This window comes from Pseudomonas koreensis, from assembly GCF_024169245.1.
In the GTDB taxonomy this organism is placed as follows: domain Bacteria; phylum Pseudomonadota; class Gammaproteobacteria; order Pseudomonadales; family Pseudomonadaceae; genus Aquipseudomonas; species Aquipseudomonas koreensis_F.
The window spans coordinates 2,602,290-2,620,954 of record NZ_JALJWP010000001.1 but is presented as its reverse complement, the minus strand read 5'-3'; the positions used below and the strand labels follow the sequence as shown (position 1 = coordinate 2,620,954).

Genomic DNA, 18,665 nt, shown 5'->3' with positions numbered 1-18,665 from the left:
CTGGAGATTGGTCTGCGCGGCTCGATGAGGCTTAACGTGCGCAATTGCATCGCATTCTAATAGCGACGACAATATCTGTTAACTGGATTATTAAGATAAGGGTTATCGGTTATATCGATATGCGATTTACTCTCCGTCAACTGCAAGTCTTCGTCGCCGTCGCCCAGCAGGAAAGCGTATCCCGTGCTGCGGGTCTGCTCAACCTCTCGCAATCGGCGGCCAGCACTTCGATCACCGAGCTTGAGCGCCAGTCCAGTTGTCAGCTGTTCGACCGTGCCGGCAAACGCCTGAGCCTCAACGCCCTCGGCAAACAGCTGTTGCCGCAAGCGGTGGCCCTGCTCGATCAGGCCAAGGAAATCGAAGACCTGCTCAACGGCAAATCCGGTTTCGGCTCTTTATCAGTGGGGGCGACGCTGACCATTGGCAACTATCTGGCGACCCTGCTGATCGGCAGCTTCATGCAGCGGCACCCGGAAAGTCAGGTCAAGCTGCATGTACAGAACACTGCCAATATCGTGCAGCAAGTCGCCCACTACGAAATTGACCTAGGTCTGATTGAAGGCGACTGCAGCCATCCCGACATCGAAGTGCAGAGTTGGGTCGAGGATGAGCTGGTGGTGTTCTGCGCGCCGCAGCATCCGTTGGCCAAGCGCGGTAGCGCGACGATGGAAGAATTGCCCCACGAGGCGTGGATTCTCCGCGAACAGGGTTCCGGCACGCGGCTGACCTTCGATCAGGCCATGCGTCACCATCGCAGCGCGCTGAACATTCGTCTCGAGCTGGAACACACCGAAGCGATCAAACGTGCGGTGGAATCAGGTCTGGGGATCGGCTGCATTTCGCGGCTGGCGCTGCGCGATGCCTTCCGCCGCGGCAGTCTGGTGCCGGTGGAAACGCCGGATCTTGATCTGGCGCGGCAGTTCTATTTCATCTGGCACAAACAGAAGTATCAGACTTCTGCCATGCGCGAGTTTCTCGATCTGTGCCGCGCATTCACCGCCGGGGTGCAGCGCAGCGACGAGATCGTCTTGCCGACCATCGCTTAAAGCAGAATCACTGCCCACACCAGCGCGATCATGCTCAACGCCACGAACTGCGCGGCGCTGCCCATGTCCTTGGCGTTCTTCGACAGCGGGTGCAGTTCCAGCGAGATGCGGTCGATGGCCGCTTCCACCGCCGAATTGAGCAACTCGACGATCAGCGCCAGCAAGCAAACAGCAATCAACACCGCCTGCTCGACTCGGCTGACATTGAGGAAGAACGTCAGCGGAATCAGCACCACATTGAGCAGCACCAGTTGACGGAATGCCGCTTCGCCGGTGAAGGCTGCGCGCAGGCCGTCCAGCGAATAACCGGAGGCATTGAGGATTCGTTTCAGGCCGGTCTGGCCCTTGAAAGGTGACATAAAGTAAGAACCAACCAAAAAGGAGTGGGGAAGCTAGATCAACAAAAGTCAAAAAAGCGTGAAGACGCCAGCCTTTATTGGCTTGGAATTGACTCAAGTTGTTGCAGCAATAGAGCCGCCTGGGTGCGGGTACGCACATTCAGCTTGCGAAAGATCGCCGTGACGTGAGCCTTGATGGTCGCTTCCGACACGCTCAGCTCATAGGCTATCTGCTTGTTCAGCAGGCCTTCGCAGACCATGGTCAACACCCGGAACTGCTGCGGCGTCAGGCTGGCGAGGCCATCGCTGGCAGCCTTGGCTTCGTCGGAGACACTGACCGCTTCGAACGCTTGCGGTGGCCAGAACACATCGCCATCGAGCACTTTGCGCACCGCTTCCTGAATCACGCTCAGATCACTGGATTTGGGAATAAAGCCACTGGCGCCGAACTCACGGGACTTGACCATCACCGAAGCTTCTTCCTGTGCCGAAACCATCACCACCGGAATCTGCGGATATTGGCCACGCAACAGCACCAGACCGGAAAATCCGTAGGCGCCGGGCATGTTCAGGTCCAGCAGGACCAGGTCCCAGTCAGACTTTTCGGTCAGGCGTGCTTCCAGTTCGGCGATGCTCGCCACTTCCACCAGCCGAACATCCGGGCCAAGGCCCAGCGTCACCGCTTGATGCAGGGCACTACGAAACAAAGGGTGATCATCGGCAATCAGGATGTCGTATGTGGCCATTTTTCAAATGATCCTGTTTTTTTGATGGCTGACGCGGTGCATTCCGGTCTGGCCAAAGCAACTCGAGATACCGCTTCGCGGCGATATCCACAGGGGCACGTTCAACGCCAATCAACAGCAAACACGGCGTTGCAAACCTTGGCCGCACCCTGAACGGCGCCAAGCATGCCCAGCGAAGCCGGGGTGGTCAAGCAACACGGCCAGCGCTGTCGACAGTATGGGCCACTATTGGGCCAACGCCGGCTGCGGCTTTCGTATATAGGGCAACAACTCGGCGTGGGCTGGCGTCGACTCATTCATGTCCAATTGCTGTTTGGCGCCCAGGTAATGCTGGCTGAACACATCGAAATAGGCGTCCAGTGCCGATGCCGCATCGCTGTCACCGGCCAGTTCCAGACACAACGCAGCGACTTCAGCGGTGCATAAATGCTCGCTGCGAGTCGAACGGCGCAGGCGATAACGCGAAAGTTTGTCGGGCAGCAGGCTGAGGATCGGCAAGCGGTCGAAATACGGACTCTTGCGGAAGATCTTCCGCGCCTCGGTCCAGGTCGCATCGAGCAGAATGAACAGCGGACGCTTGCTGCTATCGACGGTTACCGTGTTGGTCACCCTCGACGGTTCGACATATTCGCCCGGAAACACCAGATACGGCTGCCATTGCGGATCGTTGAGCAGCGCCAGCATTTGCGGATCGGGCTCGGTGCGTGACCAGATGAACGCGTGGTTGTCGCGCACCACGTCGGCAATCAACCAGCCGGTGTTGCTGGGTTTGAACACTTCCTTGCCGGTCATGATCAGGCACACGCCGGAACGGGTGTCGACGCTTGGCCGCCATGCGCACAGGCAATGGCTGATGATCACTCGGCAATCACGGCAGCGCTCGGAGCGAAAGCCGCGCGCCTGAATCGGCTTGATGCCTTCGTCCTCACGCTGATCGCGCAGGCGGGCCACGGCGTTGGGGGCATGGGTCATCGCAGGCGACACCGGCAGACAGGGAAACTCGACACGAACGACACTCGGGAGGGCAATAAAGGCCGGCAGTTTACCAGAGCGACGGCCACAAGCCTGTACCGTCCAGACCGGCTCACCTATAATTCGCCGCCACTGAACGCACCGCCCCGTGACGGGTCGAACCACCAGTCACCGAATCAGGAGAGTTTCATGCTGCGCCTTATCGTTCCCACCGCTGTCATTCTGCTGGCGTCGTCCTTTACCGCTCAGGCTGCGTCCCTGAGTGAGCAGAATCTGAACAGAGAGCTGCGCAACGTCGCCGCCCAAAGCAGCGCCGGCACGCCACGGGCAATCAATGAAGACATTCTTGATCAAGGCTACACCGTCGAGGGTACGCAGCTGATCAACCATCTGAGCGTGCAGAAGAGCCACGCCGACAAGATGCGCGCCGATCCCAAGGCTGTGTACTTCCAGTTGGGCGCGTCGGTCTGCAATAACCCGTCGTACCGCAAGCTGATGGCCAAGGGCGCGATCATGCGTTACGACTTCACCGAAGTGAAAACCAACAAAGCGATCGGCTCGGCCAGCTATCAGGAGTCCGATTGCCCGAAAGCTGCACCGGCGAAGAAAAAGTAATCAGCGCGAAGCGTTAGCGCGCCGCTGTTCATCCTCGGCGCGCAATTCCGCCACCAGAGCCTGCAGATAGCGCGAGCGACGCTCGCCGCCCGCCAATCGTCGGCAGCACTCTTCCTCGAGACTCAATTGATTGGTCTTGGCCGACTCTTGCAACATTCGATACAGCTGCGTATCGATCTCCAGAATCACTCTGGCCATGCATCCCGCCTCCTTGCCACCCACGAATCCTTGAATTGCCTTGCCTCGTGCAACCGCAAGGTTGTCTTGCGACGTCTGTATTTGAGTAAATCAGAGGGATGGCCCTTCGCGACACGTTCAGACGAGCGGCGAGGCTTTGGCGCAAAACAGTAAGCGGTTGCCAGGCAAAACGTTACAGCGCACTGTTCAAGTCAGCACGAATACGTGCGAGGGTCTAGATTGAGAGTATTCCCGATCATTCGTTAACGGCAGAAATGGAACTGCCGGCCCTGTGTGTTTTTGCAGTGCGGCCCGGACGCTGGTTGTCAGGGCTACCCGCTCTGTACAGAAGGAGACGTTGAATGCCTTATCAACCGAATGACCTCTTGAGCCGTCATTTTCAGGAAAGCGGCGACCTTATCAGCCAGGTCGAAGCACAGCTCAACCATGTTTCCCCCAACAGCCCGAACATCCCTATCTACCGCGACATGATCCTCACCGTGCTGCGCATGGCCCAGGAAGACCACAACCGCTGGAACGCCAAGATCACACTGCAAGCCCTGCGTGAACTGGAGCAGGCGTTTCGTGTGCTCGAACAATTCAAGGGCCGGCGCAAAGTCACTGTGTTCGGCTCGGCCCGGACGCCTGTTGAACATCCGCTATACGCGATGGCCCGCGAACTCGGCGCAGCGTTGACGCGTGCGGACATGATGGTCATCACCGGCGCCGGCGGCGGCATCATGGCCGCCGCCCACGAAGGAGCCGGCCGAGATCACAGCCTGGGTTTCAACATCACCCTGCCCTTCGAGCAACATGCCAACCCCACCGTCGATGGCACTGACAATCTGTTGCCGTTCCACTTTTTCTTCACCCGCAAACTGTTCTTCGTCAAAGAGGCTGATGCGCTGGTGCTGTGCCCGGGCGGGTTTGGCACCCTTGATGAAGCGCTGGAAGTGCTGACGTTGATTCAGACCGGCAAAAGCCCATTGGTGCCGGTGGTGTTGCTGGATGTCCCGGGCGGGACGTTCTGGCAAGGCGCGCTGGATTTCATCCGCAATCAGCTGGAAGAAAACCGCTACATCCTGCCGACGGACATGAAGCTGATGCGGCTGGTCTACAGCGTTGAAGAAGCGGTGGAAGAGATCAATCAGTTCTACAGCAACTTCCACTCCAGCCGGTGGCTCAAGCGCCAATTCGTGATTCGCATGAACCACAAACTCACTGACCAGGCGCTGACACAGATGCAGGAAGCGTTCGCTGATCTGTGCCTGAGCGACCATTATCATCAACACGCCTACAGTGGTGAGGAACACGACGACGCCCGGTTCAGCCACCTGGCGCGCTTGGCGTTTGCCTTCAATGGTCGCACTCATGGCCGGCTGAGAGAGTTGGTGGATTACATCAACCTCCCGGAAAACTGGGTCGATTCGAAACCGCCGACAGCACAACGCTCGCTCGAGCCTTCAAACGCGATTTGAAAGCAAAAAAAAACGGCCCGCTATTTTTAAATAGCGGGCCGTTTTTATTGAATCGGTTTAATCGTCCATTTCTCGACCGCTGAACAAGCGGTTGATCATCTCCATCGAGAAACCCCGATACGCCAGAAACCGGCCTTGTTTTGCTCGTTCTTTGGCATCCATCGGTAAATGTCCGGAGAACTTGCGTTGCCACGTATCCTGAAGCTGCGCCTGCCAATTGATACCACTTTCGCGCAGGGCGATTTCGATATCGGGACGTTGCAAGCCCCGCTGGCTGAGCTCCTCACGAATTCGCAGAGGGCCATAGCCGGAACGGGCTCGGTAGGAAACAAAGCTTTCAAGGTAGCGGGCTTCGGAAAGCAGCCCTTCTTCCGTCAGACGGTCGAGGGCTGTTTCGATCAGCTCCGCCTCTGCGCCGCGCTGACGCAGCTTGCGCGTCAACTCGACTCGACCATGCTCGCGACGTGCGAGCAGGTCCATGGCGGTTCGCCGCACCGCGACGAGGGTATCCAGTACAAGTGTCATTCAAAGACTTCAAACGTCGACATCGGCCTCAGCCATATCATCGACTTTGTCCTTGGCCAACGAAGCCTTGACGTCGGCTGCCGGGGCCAGCAGCTTGTCACGCAGTTGCTTCTCGAGCTTCGCGGCGATTTCCGGGTTGTCCGCCAGGAACTTGGCCGAGTTGGCCTTGCCCTGACCGATCTTGGTGCCTTCGTAGGCGTACCAAGCGCCGGACTTCTCGACGAAACCGTGCAACACACCCAGGTCGATCATCTCGCCATTGAGGTAGATGCCCTTGCCATAAAGAATCTGGAATTCGGCCTGACGGAACGGCGAAGCCACCTTGTTCTTCACAACCTTGACGCGGGTTTCGCTGCCGACCACTTCGTCGCCTTCCTTCACCGCGCCGGTACGGCGGATGTCGAGACGAACCGAAGCGTAGAACTTCAGCGCGTTACCACCGGTGGTGGTTTCCGGGCTGCCGAACATCACGCCAATCTTCATACGGATCTGGTTGATGAAGATGACCAAGCAGTTGGCGTTCTTGATGTTGCCGGTGATCTTACGCAGCGCCTGAGACATCAGACGTGCTTGCAGGCCGACGTGCATGTCGCCCATTTCACCTTCGATTTCAGCCTTCGGTACCAGTGCCGCCACGGAGTCGACGATGATCACGTCAACGGCGTTGGAGCGCACCAGCATGTCGGTAATTTCCAGAGCCTGTTCGCCGGTGTCCGGTTGGGAAACCAGCAGGTCATCAACGTTAACGCCCAGCTTGCCGGCGTACTCTGGATCGAGGGCGTGTTCGGCGTCGACGAATGCGCAGGTCGCGCCGGCTTTTTGTGCCTGAGCGATCACGGACAAGGTCAGTGTGGTTTTACCGGAAGATTCAGGACCGTAGATTTCAACGATACGGCCTTTTGGCAGACCGCCAATGCCGAGTGCAATGTCCAGACCCAGAGAGCCAGTGGAGATGGATGGGATCGCCTGACGGTCCTGATCGCCCATACGCATTACGGCACCCTTGCCGAATTGACGTTCGATCTGACCCAGGGCCGCAGCCAAGGCTTTCTTCTTGTTGTCGTCCATTAAAGTCCTCACGTAATCAATAAGGCCTGACGGCCAACACCTGTATAAGTAGCCAGTATTATTCCACAGCGTTCGAAGATCGCCTACCCCTGATTTTCGATTTCTCGTGCCGCTAGTCGCACAAGCCCCTCTAGCGCGGCCTTCACCGTTTGTCGGCGGACTTCATCACGGTTGCCGGGAAAGTGTTGAACCTCGCTGTAAACCTCGTCGCCAACGCCCCAAGCCAGCCACACCGTCCCCACCGGCTTGTTCGGCGTGCCACCGTCGGGGCCGGCGACACCGCTGACCGCCACGGCAAAATGCGCGAGGCTGTGCTGCTGTGCACCGCGCACCATGGCCTCGACCACTTCGCGACTGACCGCACCGACCGTCTCGAACAATTCGCCCGGCACATTCAGCTGCCGGGTTTTCTGTCGATTGGAATAGGTCACATACCCTGCTTCAAACCAGGCCGAACTGCCCGGAATCCGCGTGATCGCTTCGGCAATCCCGCCGCCGGTGCAAGACTCGGCGGTGGTGACGTGGGCATTGAGCACTTGCAGACGTCGGCCCAGTTCGGCGGCCAGTTGGGTGGTCTCTTTCACGGCGAGCTCCGGGATCGTGTGGAATGCCTTCACCGTACACGAGCCGGACGCGCTTTCAATACACAGAATCATTCAAAATGTTCGGGCGCCAGTGCTCTGACATAGGCCTGACAGGCCTGCAACGCAATCAGTCCACGGTCGCCGGTGTCGGTGATGGCGATAATTCGTTGAGCATGCGCCGGGTCAAGTCGGGCGCGTATGGTTGCAGAATCCACGCCGACGGTGCCGGCGGTGGCTGGCACCGCACAGCCGTGGGCAGGGTCGCCGGCGTCGAGAAGGACTGACAGCCGCACATCAGCAGTAGCAAGACGATCGCGCAGGCGATCCTGATCACGTTGGGCATCGCTCAGCGCTCGATAATGGGTTTGTTCACTGGCCGCGAGTCGTTGCTCCAGCGCCAGGCGCTTATCCTGCTCGGCCTGTTGCGCGTTCGCGGCAGCTTGTGTCAGTTGATTTTGCGTTTCGGCGTTTAACCGCGCCTGCTCGGCCAATTGCCGCCCGTAGCGCCAGTCCTGAAACTGCCACGCCGCGACGAAAGCCCCTGCCACCAGCAGCAACAGGCCAATCACCCGCCAGGAGCCGGACATAGCACCGCCCTCGCCCGCGCCCAGATTTCCAGACGATCCTGCAAGCCATTCAACCCGCCGTTGATTCGCCGGGTGATGGTGTTGAGCTGGTCCGCGTCGGCCAGTTCATTCAGGCCCTTCTGCGCCCAGAACCATGCCGCCGATTCGGCAGCCCATTGCGGTTGCTCGAGCAACTCGGGCAACGCCAACAGGCGCTCATCGCCAAACAACCCGAGGCTGCATTGGCGATAGTTGGCGCGACCGGTGATTTGTATGAGCCCTCGCCCCCGGTATTTTTGCCCGTCGCCGTCCGCCTCGGGTGTATTGCCCAGACGCAGCGCCAGAGTGCCGGTGTCGTATTTGCTCAGGTATTGGTTGTTGCCCAGTTCGCGTACGTAACGCAATTGACCCGACTCGTGACCGACCTGTGCCAGAAACGCAGCGATGCGCTTGGGCGTATCGATGCGTTGCCTGGCCATGGCGGCGTTGAGTGGCGAAACAAAAACGCCCGCTTGGGAGCGGGCGTTGGGCATGATGTCGATAAGGTGTTTTTCAGTTATTTGCATGCTGCTTGATCCTCCCTGGATGTTGCCCCGATTGAATCACGGCTGGCGGCTGATGCCTGCCAGCCATTTCTTTCCAGAGTTTTCCGCAAACGTCTTCGTGAAGGAACGCGGGTCAGAGTGCCGCCGCCAACCAGCGCGGCGCTACCGGGCGATGCTCGCTGAACGGGAAGAAAGACCCTTGCGGCCAGTCGCGTAGTTCACGTCGATAGGCTTGCAGTTCGGCATATTGTCCGGTGGTTAGCGTCGTGCCACCGCCGTCCTCCAATTCATCGCGGTCGCGTGCAACCATGCCATCGGTGGCTGCCAGTTGTGAGTTACGCCAATCGCGCTCAGCCTCCGCCGCCTTTTCTACCGAAGGCGGTGGCGGATCGATTGCAACCGGATAACCGGTTTCCTCATGCACTCCAATGACTTTGGAAGTGACCGCCAATTGCTGGAGCAGCGAGATCCAATAGGCCTGAGGAATTTCAATGACGTCGCCCGGAATGTCCGATGAGTTGATACCCGGTACATATACCCCTCGGGTACTGGCGCTGAACAAAACGTTGAAAGTATTCATTTAATACCCCTTGGCAAAATAGAACACGGTCCAGCCAGCGCCAGGCTGGTTGACCGCGTTGCGCACTTTCAAGCGAACGCCTTGCTTGGTGGCGGTGCCTCCGACAACAATCACGATGGCCGCGTCGCCACCGGCATGGTTGGCGACACATGAGAAAAAACCATTCGGGAAGGACATAGGGAAATTCACCCACAATTCTCCGTTGGCATCTGTAGTGCCGAATCCCCACTGATCAATGTTTCCACTGGCGTGCTTCTGATACCCAGGGTTACTCGCCAAACCAGAAAACAGCGCGGCATATTTAAGGCTCGCCGTGCCGTGGACCGCCCAGGCTCCACTTTCCCTAACGAGGGTGGCGCTCTCGCCACTGTTGATCACAATCGAATTAAATAAAGCCCCTTGCGGGCTTATTTTTGCTGCGCCAGGGTGAGCAATGGTGACGGGGGCGTTGCTGCGGCAATGAAGTGCGATGACTGCGCCGATTGGAACCGTGTCGATGTTCGGCAAGGTGACGGTGTAAGGCGAATTACCGCCCAGCCCCAACGACCAGCCCAGATCAGCGAGAGTCAGTTGCGTACTGACCGTGATGTCGCGCGCCCCCGAATAATTGCCAAGCGCCCGCTGGACAAATTCGCATGTCGCCGCCGAACGACTGACATCGAAAGGCGCGGCAGTCTTGAACAACTCGGTACTGCGAAGTGCACCCAGCAATTGCGTGTTGGACGCTTCACTCGGCGTCAACCCGCCAGCTTGTACAACCCCCAGAATTTCCTGGGTGACACCATTGCCCCAACTCGCCGGGATCAACGATCCCGGTTTGCCGCTCAGCGGGTCTTCATCAACAAACTTGCCATCCACCAGCCCGGCGCTGGGGACACTTTTTGGATAATCCATAGAATATTCGTTCCTTTGAAGTCACAAATGACTGGCATCGGCAAAACGATCTTCGCCTACCTGTTCACGCTCTGTTTTCAGAAAATAAAAAGCCCACATCGAAGTGGGCGTGGGTGACGCAGAGCGGAGGGTTCTGATTTAGCTGGATGGACCGTTGTCCCATTCGCGAATGGCGACCAAAGCTTCTTCACTCGCGCTGCGCGCCAGATCCATCTTGCCCTTGGCAGCCTGCGCGCGAATGTGCGCTTTGGCTTTCAGGCGCAGAGTCCGCAGGGTCAGCAAACGGTCGGTCAGTTGATCGGCCTTGCTCAAAATCTGCTCGGCGGCCTGTTTGGCGCTGCGCCCTTTGGCAACCCACGCTGCGACCGAAAGTGGCACTTCCTTTTTCGGGTATCCGGCGTCGCTGAAAGCCTGAGCGTCTGCGGCTGCCTGTGCGTACTCCATGGCTTTGAGCGGGTCGCCTGCCAGTGCGATGCGAGCGCTGTCGGCAGTGGCGTCAACCTTGGTGCAGAGGCGTTCGGCTTCCTGCAGATCCAGCGCAATCTGCTTGTCTGCATCGAAAATCCAGCTCTGCCCATCCCACTCGTGCGCAGCCGACGGTTGCGGCAGGCGCAACTCACCGTCGCACTGATGGAGTTCCTGAATAACGATCATCGAATAAGCTCCCACGAAAACTGTACGTTCACCGCGTCGGAAAAGTTGATGGCAATTCCCACGCTGTAATCTGTGAGTGGATGGGTTTTGATACCCATGCTCAGCAATAGCTCATCGCTGTCGGCATTCGATTGGCCCAGGTTGTGTTCGGCCTGATAGCACTGCCACAGCGAGCGCAAATTGGCATGGTCGAAACTGGCTGCCAGAGTCGAAACCGTGACGTCATTGACGATGTTGTTGGTGAACAATACGCACGGTGAAACCGTTGCCGGGTTCCATCCTCCCGGGTTGTTCGAACTGCCCGTCAGGATCGGCGACAGGAAGCAGTAGTTGCCTCCTGCCCAATCGGTGGATGGAAAGGCGACTGAGGTGACCGCCGTCGACGACGGCGTCGGGTTACCGGCGACCAGTCGCGCCGCACGCGCATGCGGGTCGAGCGGTAAAAATATTGCGCCGGTACCGTTTACCGTTTGCGTCCAGGTCAAACGTGCGCGGTTGTATATGGTCCGCACAACCGGCACCGAACCGGGTGCTCCGGTTATTACCCACGCAAGGCACATGTCCAGAGGCGTGGACTGAAAACCGCCGCCGGCAGCGCCGTTGACCGTGCCTTTCAGCGAGTCAGGCACCACGTCATGAATGCCACCGCGTTGCGTGTAGAACGTCAGTACGCCTGCGACAACTTGCGCTCGCAGAAAGTAATGGCTGCTGGGCAGCAGGTCCGCGCTGCTCCACGCCGCCGTCACAAAGGTGCGCGAACGTCCGAGTTGGCCGGCCACTACTTCCTGACCGAGACTGATAAAGGTTCCCGCTGCGATCGAAACCCGGCCGCCACTGGTTGAGGCCGCAGCCGGACTGACCGGCAGACGTGCATCGGCGGTGGCAACTGTAGGTAAAGGCAAAGCAGCCAACGGCAGCGCCAAATCCTGGTTCCAGCCCTTGGCCGTCACCGATTGGATCGCCTGCAACAACTGATCGTATTTTTTCTCGTCCGGCGTCAGGTCTGCCGCCTTGATCACGTTGAGAATTTCCTGGGTAACCCCGTTGCCCCAGTCCGCTGGAATCAACGACCCCGGCGTCCCTGTCATGGGGTTCTCGTCGACAAACCTGCCATTCACCAGTCCGGCACTGGGCACACTATTCGGATAATCCATCCCTCATTCCTCCCTAGTCATAATTGATGTGCACCTTGGTATGCGCCGGCGCACTGCGATGGATCAGGCACTCCAGTGCCGAGCCCGGGTTGACGCCGAAGCGCTCCCCCCAATAACTAGCGCCATAACGCCGGCCGAGCAGCAGCCGGCCGCCGGTGTTGAGCGTCCACATGAACTGCGCTTCCCAGGTGCCCCAATGGGCTGAGCCGAAACGGGCGCGGCCCATGCGCGGCGCTTCGTGTTCGGTGATGCTGGCGTTGGGGTAACCCTGGCTTTTGGCGATGTCGAGGTAGTAGCCGACGGCCTGGCTGCCGACTGCGAGCAGACGGCGGCGTACGGCCAGGCGGCGGTCGTCGAACAGCGGTGTGGCGCCCAGACACGGGTCGGGTAGTTGCATGACGCGTTCCCAGTCGGGCACCAGTTCGCTGACGCCGGCCGGGTCCATTTCGTTGAGCAGGTCGGCGGCGCGGGCATCAAGGCGCGCCAGTTCGACGGCGACACCTTCGAGCACTTCTTCGAGCTCCGGTACCCGTTCCGGGTCCCACGCCGGGCCGCTGGGCAGCAAGGCGCGCAATTGCGCCTGGTATTGCGCGGCGGTTCTTATGCCCCCCATACGCAGCCTCCGAAGGTGAGCAGTTCGCTCTGCCCGGCCGGCACGTCAGCGGCTGGCGCGGTCAGCGTGTGATCGTACTCACCGCCAGCGCTGCTGATGGCTTCGCGGATATGGCTGATCAGCAACGGCACACCCAGATCGGCCTCGCGGTTGTGCAGATCGCGCAACTGCGCTTCGACGGCGGCGCGCACGGCGGTGGTGTCCGGATTGACGCTCTTGAAGCGATACACCACCGGCACTTGCACCGGTCGCTGCACTTGCACCTGGGCGGTGACCGGGCGCAGCGGTTCGAGGTAATCCTGAACCTCTGCCAGTTGCTCATCGTTGGGCACCGGTTGCGGGTCGTCGTCGCGCATGATGAACACGGTCACCGTGCCCGGACCGAGCAAGCCACCACGACACCACGCCCGCGTCACACCCGGCACTTCCAGTGCCCAGGTTTCGTAATCGCTGGCCGCGCCACCGTGGGGAATCACGCGGTAGGAACGGATGACCCGCGAGCGCAGTGACTCGAGGCTTTCGCGGGCCACGCCACCGCTGAGGCCCGGCGCCAGCACCACGAAGCTGTTGCCGACAATCCCGGCAATCGGTTGCACCGGGGTCAGCGTCAGACCGGCATCAGCGTTGCCGAGGCTGCCGGCCTCCAGCGCCGCAATCGTGGTGCTGTTGCTGCCATTGACCGTGGTGCGCGCGGTGGTGACTTTATAAGTGCGGCCATCGTTCGCTTGCAGCAGCGTGTCGATATCGAGCACAGCGCCGGGAGTGGCGGTAAAACTGACGCTGCCGGTAGCCACTTGCGCGGCTTTGCGCGGCTGGTTCAGGCGCAGTGCGGCGATACGTTCAAGGGTCGCCTCATCGGCCTTGTCGGGCAGGATCTGCTCGGCGATCCAGTCGAGATAACCGTACAAGCCATAAGCAGCACCGCCAAGAGTACGAGCGAGCACTTGCGCATCGGACTGGCGCAGCGAATCGCCGGCCAGGTCACTTTGGGTGCGCTTGATCAGCACCGGCAGCGAAGGGGTTTCAAACGGCATAGATCACCTGCCAACTGTTATCGGGGTTGATGTCCAGACGCTCGCCGTCGGCCAGGGTCAGGACCGTGCGCAGGTTCAGGCGCTGGGCGTCGAGGCGTTCGCTGATGATGTCGATGGCGCTGCAGTGGCCGTCGTCGAGCAGCCACTGCAGGGCTTCACGGGCATAGAACTCGGCGTCCATTTGCGTCTGCCGGGTCAGCTTGACCCGGCGCAACAGCCACAGCCGCGAGCCGATGCGATCGTCGGCCACGGTGGGAAAACTGTCGCCCCACCAGCCGAAGCGCTCTTCGTCATCGAGGGCGTCGTCATCGGCGGCGCGGCGCCAGGTGAACAGACTGATGAGCACGGCGCGGGTCAGTGCGGCGTGGAGATTCTGGCTGATGAGCATCATTGGCCTCCTGCCGGTGCGCCGGTCTGCCCATTACCGGCCTGAACGCCCACATGGACGTGCTTGATCTGGCTGATACCGCCGGCCAGTTGATCACCCGTGGAAACGATCTTGCCGGTCTGGTTGATGACCGGTGTATCGAAGTTCACCGCGCTACTGGCGCGGATGTTCAGCGTGGCGGTTTCGATGTCGATGATCCGCCCGCGCTTGAAATGAATCCTGTCGCCTTCGTCGGTGTAGATCGCCACTTCACCGGCAGCGAGTGCTTGCAAGCGATAGCGGCGGTCGGCAATGACCAGGGCGATGGCGTGGGAACGGTCACCGCCGATGAAGGTGACGATCCCTTCGGCCCCAGCCAGCGGATGGCTGGTAAAACCGTAGGGTTCGAAGTGTTCGAGGTCGTCGTTGACTTCACCGGCGGTGAGGCGCATTTGCAGCGATTGCAGTTTCGAAGCCGAATTGGCGAGCACGACAGTGCCGCGCGCCAGCAGGCGTGTCAGTAGGCTCATTCTTGGTTCTCGTAAGAAACGGGCCGAGGTCAAAAGATCGCAGCCTTCGGCAGCTCCTACATAAGATCGGCGTACACCTGTAGGAGCTGCCGAAGGCTGCGATCTTTTCCGGGCCTATGAGGATGTTTTTGGAGGTGTGGGATTGGCATCAAACGTATGCGGCGGTGCCACTTGCAACGTGGTTACCGAACCCTGCGCCGACAACGAATAAGTGACTTTGGAGATCAGCATGTCGCCATTGAAATCGAGCACCGGATCGGTGACTTTGACCAGCGTGTTGTGGCGCCACAAATCACCATTGCTCTGCCGCCAGCCCTGCACCTGATAGGTGGTGGTCTGCGCCCGGCCCATGCGGGTCGCGCTTTCCCATTGGGCACGCTGCTGCGCCAACTCAAAGGTCAGTTGAGTGCCTTCATTGATCACCGTGGTGCGGCGGCGTTTGAAGCTCAGATCCGCCGCCGTCGATTCGACTTCGCTGACCGCCGCGCCGCTTTTCGCATCCGAGCCTTTCTGCTGGCCGATCACCCGGTACTCGGAGAACACCTGGCTGAAATCCATCGGCGCATTGGCCGACAGAATATTTTTTCCCAACTCTAATGCATCGCTGGCGCGCCCGCCGGTACCGGGTTTGGCCAACACCAACTGGCCCAGCTCGTTGTCGGTGGAAAACACCCGCAGCAGCGACAACAATCGGTCTATCGACTGGAATACCGTTTCACCCGGCACGATGGTGTGTTTGGTCAGGCGAGTGGTTTCGCTGATTTCATTGACGACCCACAGTCCATATTCGCTCGCCAGATCGCGGACGATGCTCAGCAACGGTTGTTGCTGCCATTGGCTGGGCAGGTTGCGGGCGGCGCAATCGACCAGATCCTGGGTTTTCGAACTGCCTTCGATGGTCAGACTGATCTGCCGCCCGTCATAACGGATCGGCGCCTTGAACACGTAGCCCGTGAGCACCAGATCCTTGCCGATTCTTACTTCGCAGGGGTCGCCCGGTTTGATTCTTTGATCCACGGTCTGCCCCGGCCATTGCCAGGTGATGTCGAGCTTGAAGGTGCGGAACTGACGCTCCAGATCGGCAGTGATTTCGACGCTTTTCCAGCCGCCGTACTCCATGTCGTTGACCGTCAGTGTGACGTGATTGTCCATCTCGTTCATGGCGTCACTCCCGCGAGACTTTCACATCGTTGGGCGAGAAACCGGGATGGGTAATCGCGTTGCGCTGAGTCACTTCTTCGACTCGCGTGGCGTCGCCGAACTGCTTGTAGGCCACGACCACTGCCGGAAAGCTTTCCTGAAACGATTTGCTGACTTGCCGCACGCCGGAGGACGCCACCGCTTTGAGATGAGCCACCAGCGCTTCCTTGACATCATTGATTGCCTGGAAGTGCGCAGGTCCGGCTTTCGCCAGCATCGGGTCGATGGCGGCAGTCACCGCTGCGCGCAGGGCTTGCATGTCATCGCTGACGGGGACTTCCTGACGGCTGACCGGCGACGTCGACTGTTGCGCCACCGACGGTGTCGACGCCAGCTTCACCGGCGTGGTCGCCACCGGCATCGACGCGACCCACTGCGCGACTTTGACCAGCAGCGTGTCCTGCACCAGATCGGCCATCGCTTGCGCTGCGGCATTGGTGTCCTTGCCGGTGGTGATCTTCGGCGCATCGGCCTTGCGAATCGCTTCGAGTTGCTGCGACACGTCGGCAATCACGCCCCGGTAGCCTTCCTTGGCGAACGCTTTGAGCTCCTTGATATCACCGAGCAGGCCCTTGAATTCTGCCGCCACTTCTTTGGGCAGCTCCTTCACCGCTTTGACCAGTTCGGTGATCTGCCGGTACTGCTCGATCAACGGTTTCAGTTGTTCCTTGATCACCTCGTAAACGCCGGTGAGGCTGTTGCGCAGGTTGGTGATGCCGATCCGCGCAGCCTTGATCAACGTCATCGCCTGTTCAAAACGCGCCACCGCCGAACCCAGCAGACCGTCGGCTTTGGCCAGCAGCACTTTCTGCGTGCTCACCGTGGCTGTCGGAAACGGCAGCGGCTGATCGGGATGGAACTTCAAGGCGAACGTCACCAGCCCACCGTCCTGCCGGGTGTGGGTCATGTCGCATTCGCCGACCTTGACTTGCAGGCGTCCGAGCCACGGATGCACCAGCTCGCCACGGCCCTGCTCCAGCGCCTTGAGCAACTTGTCGCGCTGCTCCAGGCAATCGGGGCCGATGATGAACGCCGTCAGATCGTGGGTCTTGGCCTGCTGGCCGAGGTCCTCGAAAAACGGCAGGTCGCGTTGCGGATATTCATGCAACTGCCCTTTGCGACCGACCGGGGTTTTCGCCTGGTCGATCCAGAAGCCGACACCGCGAAAGGATGCCGGCAACAAACGGTCACGCCAGTTCATTGGGAACCTCCCATCGACAGCGAGCGATAGCCGATGCGCGAAGACACGGCGAGGCCCGGTTGATTGCTTTGCGGTTGTTCGGTGCGCAGGCCTGCCGGCGCATTTTCGAAGCGCACGGTCAGGCCGCCTTCGAGTTGCGTACGGTTGTTGGCGGCGCTCTGCTGGATCAGCGCGCTGGAGGTTTGCGGCAACGAACCGCTTTGCAAGGTGCCATTGCCCGCAGACGCCGGGCTGGCAGCGAAGAACGCCGGCGCCAGCTCACCCTTGCCTTCGGCATTGGTCTGGCGTTGCGCTTGGGTCAGCGTTTCGACCTTGCCGGTGACCTTGGCGATCAATCCGGCAAAACCGCCGTCGAACAATTCCTTGATCGGCGCGATGACGGTTTGCAGCTTTTGCCACAACTCGCCGAACCACTCGGTGATCGGCCCCCAACTCTCGATGATCTGATCCAGAGGCTTCCATTCGAACAGGCTGTGGAGAAAATCCACGACCGGCGCGGACAGTGCCATTACAACGCCCCAGATCGCCGAAAAGACCTCCCCGATCGGTTGCCAATACTGGGCAATCTGCTCCAGCGGCGACCATTCGAACAGGCTGGTGAAAAAGCCTCTGACCCGCTGCACAGACGTTTGCAGCGCCATCCAGATCGGTTCGAAGAACCCGACAATCCCGCCCCATGCGCTGGTGAGCATTTCCATCGGGAAAAAATCGAACAGCGTCCGCAGGATATCCCGGGTGCTTTGTACGGCCGATCGCAGCGTCGTGAACATCGGTTCGAAGAACGTCACGACACCACCCCACGCATCGGTAATCATCTGCATCGGCGAGAAATCGAACAGGTTTCTGAGAAACGCCGTCACCGGCACACTCAACGCCTCGAGCAATTCCCAGATCGCCGAGAACAGGCCGGTCAGCGGCCCCCAGTTTTCCATGATCATGCCGGCCGGGGACCAGGAGAACACCGATTGCAAAAAGTCAGTCACCGGCGCGGTGACTGCTTTGACTTTGTCCCAGACGCCGGAGAAAAATCCCGTGACCGGTTCCCACAACGCCGCCAGGGCCGCCAGCGGTCGCCAGTCGAGTATCGAGCGCAACGTCGCCATCGCACTCGCCCCGGCGTTTTTCACGCCCTCCCACATCCCTGTGAAGAACGCGCTGATCGGTGTCCAGTTGGCCACGATCAGACCGGCGGCCACGGCAATGCCCATGGCGATCAGCATGATCGGGTTGGTCTTGAGCACCATGCCCATCACATCGAACACTTGCGTCGCGCCAGCCACCGCAGTTTGCATCGCCGAGAAAGCAATGGCCCCCGCCGCCAGGCCTTCAACCAGTTGCGGATTGTCGGCGAGCAGGCTGCCGACCTGAGTCAGTACCGGCTCCAGGCCAACCACCAGCGCCCCGACGGCTGGCACCAGCGCGGCGTCGACCGAGGCCGAGACCTTTTCCATCGACGCACTGAACACGTTCATGTTCTGCGTCGCGATTTTCGGCGCGGCGGGCAGATCGACGGTTTTCGCCGTGTCACTGACCTCGCTCAGTTTGCCCTGAAACGCCGCTGCCGATTTGATCCCTTCCACAAACGGCGTGATGACACTGCCGCCCTTGAAAAGACCACTGATGTCCAGTTTGCCGAGGCCGGTCTGCTCGAGATTGTTTTTGAAACTCTCGACCTTCACGCGCAAGGCGCCCAGTTTGGGCGAGAGTTCATCGATGCCGGTGATCAGCACCGGTTTCGGGGTTTTCTTCTCTTCGTCTGCCATCACTGCACCTGCTGC

23 protein-coding genes are annotated in these 18,665 nt (G+C 59.8%); 3 read left to right on the top strand and 20 right to left on the bottom strand.

Translation table 11 applies throughout. The annotated features are described in order from the left end of the window. Positions 1-119: 119 nt before the first annotated feature. Positions 120-1,046 carry a LysR family transcriptional regulator gene (locus J2Y90_RS11755; protein WP_253499726.1) on the top strand — a complete coding sequence of 309 codons (927 nt, stop codon included), beginning with the start codon at positions 120-122 and terminating at the stop codon, positions 1,044-1,046. Here J2Y90_RS11755 and J2Y90_RS11750 read toward each other — a convergent pair. The 3 genes from J2Y90_RS11750 to J2Y90_RS11740 all read right to left on the bottom strand — a co-directional run bounded on the left by J2Y90_RS11750 (position 1,043) and on the right by J2Y90_RS11740 (position 3,102). Beyond that, entirely contained in the window at positions 1,043-1,405 is a 363-nt protein-coding gene (locus tag J2Y90_RS11750; protein ID WP_042607041.1) for a diacylglycerol kinase, read from the bottom strand. The two genes, J2Y90_RS11755 and J2Y90_RS11750, sit on opposite strands and share 4 nt — an antisense overlap. A 74-nt stretch (positions 1,406-1,479) precedes the next feature. Beyond that, a complete protein-coding gene (gene erdR, locus J2Y90_RS11745) occupies positions 1,480-2,130 on the bottom strand; it encodes a response regulator transcription factor ErdR (RefSeq protein ID WP_253499722.1) in 651 nt (216 codons plus the stop codon). A gap of 225 nt (positions 2,131-2,355) precedes the next feature. Beyond that, the gene (locus J2Y90_RS11740) at positions 2,356-3,102 is read right to left on the bottom strand and encodes a tRNA-uridine aminocarboxypropyltransferase (protein WP_253499719.1); all 747 of its coding nucleotides are present in this window, start codon (positions 3,100-3,102) and stop codon (positions 2,356-2,358) included. 189 nt (positions 3,103-3,291) lie between these two features. On the opposite strand from J2Y90_RS11740, the gene J2Y90_RS11735 reads away from it, so the two are divergent. After that, on the top strand, positions 3,292-3,717 hold the full coding sequence (locus tag J2Y90_RS11735; protein WP_253499716.1) for a PA3611 family quorum-sensing-regulated virulence factor: 426 nt from the start codon (positions 3,292-3,294) through the stop codon (positions 3,715-3,717). On the opposite strand, the gene J2Y90_RS11730 is transcribed toward J2Y90_RS11735, so the two are convergent. Further along, positions 3,718-3,915, bottom strand: coding sequence for a hypothetical protein (locus tag J2Y90_RS11730; RefSeq protein ID WP_253499713.1), 198 nt, complete (start codon positions 3,913-3,915; stop codon positions 3,718-3,720). A gap of 341 nt (positions 3,916-4,256) precedes the next feature. Between J2Y90_RS11730 and J2Y90_RS11725 the strand changes: the two genes are divergently transcribed. Continuing rightward, entirely contained in the window at positions 4,257-5,372 is a 1,116-nt protein-coding gene (locus tag J2Y90_RS11725; protein WP_253499710.1) for a TIGR00730 family Rossman fold protein, read from the top strand. Positions 5,373-5,429: 57 nt separating this feature from the next. Here the strand turns inward: J2Y90_RS11725 and recX are convergent, their stop codons facing one another. From recX to J2Y90_RS11645, 16 genes are all read right to left on the bottom strand, one after another. Next, a complete protein-coding gene (gene recX, locus J2Y90_RS11720) occupies positions 5,430-5,897 on the bottom strand; it encodes a recombination regulator RecX (RefSeq protein WP_253499707.1) in 468 nt (155 codons plus the stop codon). 9 nt (positions 5,898-5,906) lie between these two features. Further along, the gene (gene recA / locus J2Y90_RS11715; RefSeq protein ID WP_253499704.1) at positions 5,907-6,965 is read right to left on the bottom strand and encodes a recombinase RecA; all 1,059 of its coding nucleotides are present in this window, start codon (positions 6,963-6,965) and stop codon (positions 5,907-5,909) included. An 83-nt stretch (positions 6,966-7,048) separates the two neighbouring features. Next, complete coding sequence (locus J2Y90_RS11710; protein WP_253499701.1) at positions 7,049-7,549, bottom strand: CinA family protein; 501 nt, start codon at positions 7,547-7,549, stop codon at positions 7,049-7,051. A 68-nt stretch (positions 7,550-7,617) separates the two neighbouring features. Then, positions 7,618-8,136 carry a lysis system i-spanin subunit Rz gene (locus J2Y90_RS11705; protein WP_253499698.1) on the bottom strand — a complete coding sequence of 173 codons (519 nt, stop codon included), beginning with the start codon at positions 8,134-8,136 and terminating at the stop codon, positions 7,618-7,620. Then, the gene (locus J2Y90_RS11700; RefSeq protein WP_253499696.1) at positions 8,115-8,681 is read right to left on the bottom strand and encodes a glycoside hydrolase family 19 protein; all 567 of its coding nucleotides are present in this window, start codon (positions 8,679-8,681) and stop codon (positions 8,115-8,117) included. Before J2Y90_RS11700 ends, J2Y90_RS11705 begins: the two co-directional genes overlap by 22 nt. A 112-nt stretch (positions 8,682-8,793) precedes the next feature. Further along, positions 8,794-9,240, bottom strand: a complete 447-nt coding sequence (locus tag J2Y90_RS11695) for a phage tail assembly chaperone (RefSeq protein ID WP_253499693.1) — start codon at positions 9,238-9,240, stop codon at positions 8,794-8,796. Then, positions 9,241-10,134 carry a gp53-like domain-containing protein gene (locus J2Y90_RS11690; RefSeq protein ID WP_253499691.1) on the bottom strand — a complete coding sequence of 298 codons (894 nt, stop codon included), beginning with the start codon at positions 10,132-10,134 and terminating at the stop codon, positions 9,241-9,243. Positions 10,135-10,272: 138 nt separating this feature from the next. Then, positions 10,273-10,788 (bottom strand): phage tail protein, encoded by a 516-nt coding sequence (locus J2Y90_RS11685; protein WP_253499688.1) that lies wholly within the window; start codon positions 10,786-10,788, stop codon positions 10,273-10,275. After that, positions 10,785-11,942 (bottom strand): phage tail protein, encoded by a 1,158-nt coding sequence (locus J2Y90_RS11680; RefSeq protein WP_253499685.1) that lies wholly within the window; start codon positions 11,940-11,942, stop codon positions 10,785-10,787. The genes J2Y90_RS11685 and J2Y90_RS11680 overlap by 4 nt, the downstream gene beginning before the upstream one ends. 13 nt (positions 11,943-11,955) lie before the next feature. Next, complete coding sequence (locus J2Y90_RS11675) at positions 11,956-12,555, bottom strand: YmfQ family protein (RefSeq protein ID WP_253499682.1); 600 nt, start codon at positions 12,553-12,555, stop codon at positions 11,956-11,958. Then, positions 12,543-13,589, bottom strand: coding sequence for a baseplate J/gp47 family protein (locus tag J2Y90_RS11670; protein WP_253499679.1), 1,047 nt, complete (start codon positions 13,587-13,589; stop codon positions 12,543-12,545). The genes J2Y90_RS11675 and J2Y90_RS11670 overlap by 13 nt, the downstream gene beginning before the upstream one ends. After that, positions 13,579-13,977 carry a phage GP46 family protein gene (locus tag J2Y90_RS11665; RefSeq protein ID WP_101157940.1) on the bottom strand — a complete coding sequence of 133 codons (399 nt, stop codon included), beginning with the start codon at positions 13,975-13,977 and terminating at the stop codon, positions 13,579-13,581. Before J2Y90_RS11665 ends, J2Y90_RS11670 begins: the two co-directional genes overlap by 11 nt. After that, the gene (locus J2Y90_RS11660; RefSeq protein WP_116658366.1) at positions 13,977-14,486 is read right to left on the bottom strand and encodes a phage baseplate assembly protein V; all 510 of its coding nucleotides are present in this window, start codon (positions 14,484-14,486) and stop codon (positions 13,977-13,979) included. The genes J2Y90_RS11665 and J2Y90_RS11660 overlap by 1 nt, the downstream gene beginning before the upstream one ends. A gap of 114 nt (positions 14,487-14,600) precedes the next feature. Then, positions 14,601-15,647 carry a phage baseplate assembly protein gene (locus J2Y90_RS11655; RefSeq protein WP_253499676.1) on the bottom strand — a complete coding sequence of 349 codons (1,047 nt, stop codon included), beginning with the start codon at positions 15,645-15,647 and terminating at the stop codon, positions 14,601-14,603. A gap of 4 nt (positions 15,648-15,651) precedes the next feature. Further along, a complete protein-coding gene (locus J2Y90_RS11650) occupies positions 15,652-16,887 on the bottom strand; it encodes a DNA circularization protein (RefSeq protein WP_253499673.1) in 1,236 nt (411 codons plus the stop codon). Next, positions 16,884-18,650: a phage tail protein gene (locus J2Y90_RS11645; RefSeq protein ID WP_253499670.1), complete on the bottom strand. Its 1,767-nt coding sequence runs from the start codon at positions 18,648-18,650 to the stop codon at positions 16,884-16,886. Before J2Y90_RS11645 ends, J2Y90_RS11650 begins: the two co-directional genes overlap by 4 nt. Positions 18,651-18,665 lie beyond the last annotated feature (15 nt).

Coding starts and splice junctions, on each gene's coding strand:
- J2Y90_RS11690 (WP_253499691.1), bottom strand. CDS start 10,134: ATGGATTATCCAAAAAGTGTCCCCAGCGCCGGGCTGGTGGATGGCAAG.
- recX (WP_253499707.1), bottom strand. CDS start 5,897: ATGACACTTGTACTGGATACCCTCGTCGCGGTGCGGCGAACCGCCATG.
- J2Y90_RS11705 (WP_253499698.1), bottom strand. CDS start 8,136: ATGTCCGGCTCCTGGCGGGTGATTGGCCTGTTGCTGCTGGTGGCAGGG.
- J2Y90_RS11750 (WP_042607041.1), bottom strand. CDS start 1,405: ATGTCACCTTTCAAGGGCCAGACCGGCCTGAAACGAATCCTCAATGCC.
- J2Y90_RS11675 (WP_253499682.1), bottom strand. CDS start 12,555: ATGGGGGGCATAAGAACCGCCGCGCAATACCAGGCGCAATTGCGCGCC.
- J2Y90_RS11695 (WP_253499693.1), bottom strand. CDS start 9,240: ATGAATACTTTCAACGTTTTGTTCAGCGCCAGTACCCGAGGGGTATAT.
- J2Y90_RS11755 (WP_253499726.1), top strand. CDS start 120: ATGCGATTTACTCTCCGTCAACTGCAAGTCTTCGTCGCCGTCGCCCAG.
- J2Y90_RS11685 (WP_253499688.1), bottom strand. CDS start 10,788: ATGATCGTTATTCAGGAACTCCATCAGTGCGACGGTGAGTTGCGCCTG.
- J2Y90_RS11670 (WP_253499679.1), bottom strand. CDS start 13,589: ATGCCGTTTGAAACCCCTTCGCTGCCGGTGCTGATCAAGCGCACCCAA.
- recA (WP_253499704.1), bottom strand. CDS start 6,965: ATGGACGACAACAAGAAGAAAGCCTTGGCTGCGGCCCTGGGTCAGATC.
- J2Y90_RS11655 (WP_253499676.1), bottom strand. CDS start 15,647: ATGAACGAGATGGACAATCACGTCACACTGACGGTCAACGACATGGAG.
- J2Y90_RS11660 (WP_116658366.1), bottom strand. CDS start 14,486: ATGAGCCTACTGACACGCCTGCTGGCGCGCGGCACTGTCGTGCTCGCC.
- J2Y90_RS11735 (WP_253499716.1), top strand. CDS start 3,292: ATGCTGCGCCTTATCGTTCCCACCGCTGTCATTCTGCTGGCGTCGTCC.
- erdR (WP_253499722.1), bottom strand. CDS start 2,130: ATGGCCACATACGACATCCTGATTGCCGATGATCACCCTTTGTTTCGT.
- J2Y90_RS11740 (WP_253499719.1), bottom strand. CDS start 3,102: ATGACCCATGCCCCCAACGCCGTGGCCCGCCTGCGCGATCAGCGTGAG.
- J2Y90_RS11680 (WP_253499685.1), bottom strand. CDS start 11,942: ATGGATTATCCGAATAGTGTGCCCAGTGCCGGACTGGTGAATGGCAGG.
- J2Y90_RS11725 (WP_253499710.1), top strand. CDS start 4,257: ATGCCTTATCAACCGAATGACCTCTTGAGCCGTCATTTTCAGGAAAGC.
- J2Y90_RS11730 (WP_253499713.1), bottom strand. CDS start 3,915: ATGGCCAGAGTGATTCTGGAGATCGATACGCAGCTGTATCGAATGTTG.
- J2Y90_RS11700 (WP_253499696.1), bottom strand. CDS start 8,681: ATGCAAATAACTGAAAAACACCTTATCGACATCATGCCCAACGCCCGC.
- J2Y90_RS11645 (WP_253499670.1), bottom strand. CDS start 18,650: ATGGCAGACGAAGAGAAGAAAACCCCGAAACCGGTGCTGATCACCGGC.
- J2Y90_RS11650 (WP_253499673.1), bottom strand. CDS start 16,887: ATGAACTGGCGTGACCGTTTGTTGCCGGCATCCTTTCGCGGTGTCGGC.
- J2Y90_RS11665 (WP_101157940.1), bottom strand. CDS start 13,977: ATGCTCATCAGCCAGAATCTCCACGCCGCACTGACCCGCGCCGTGCTC.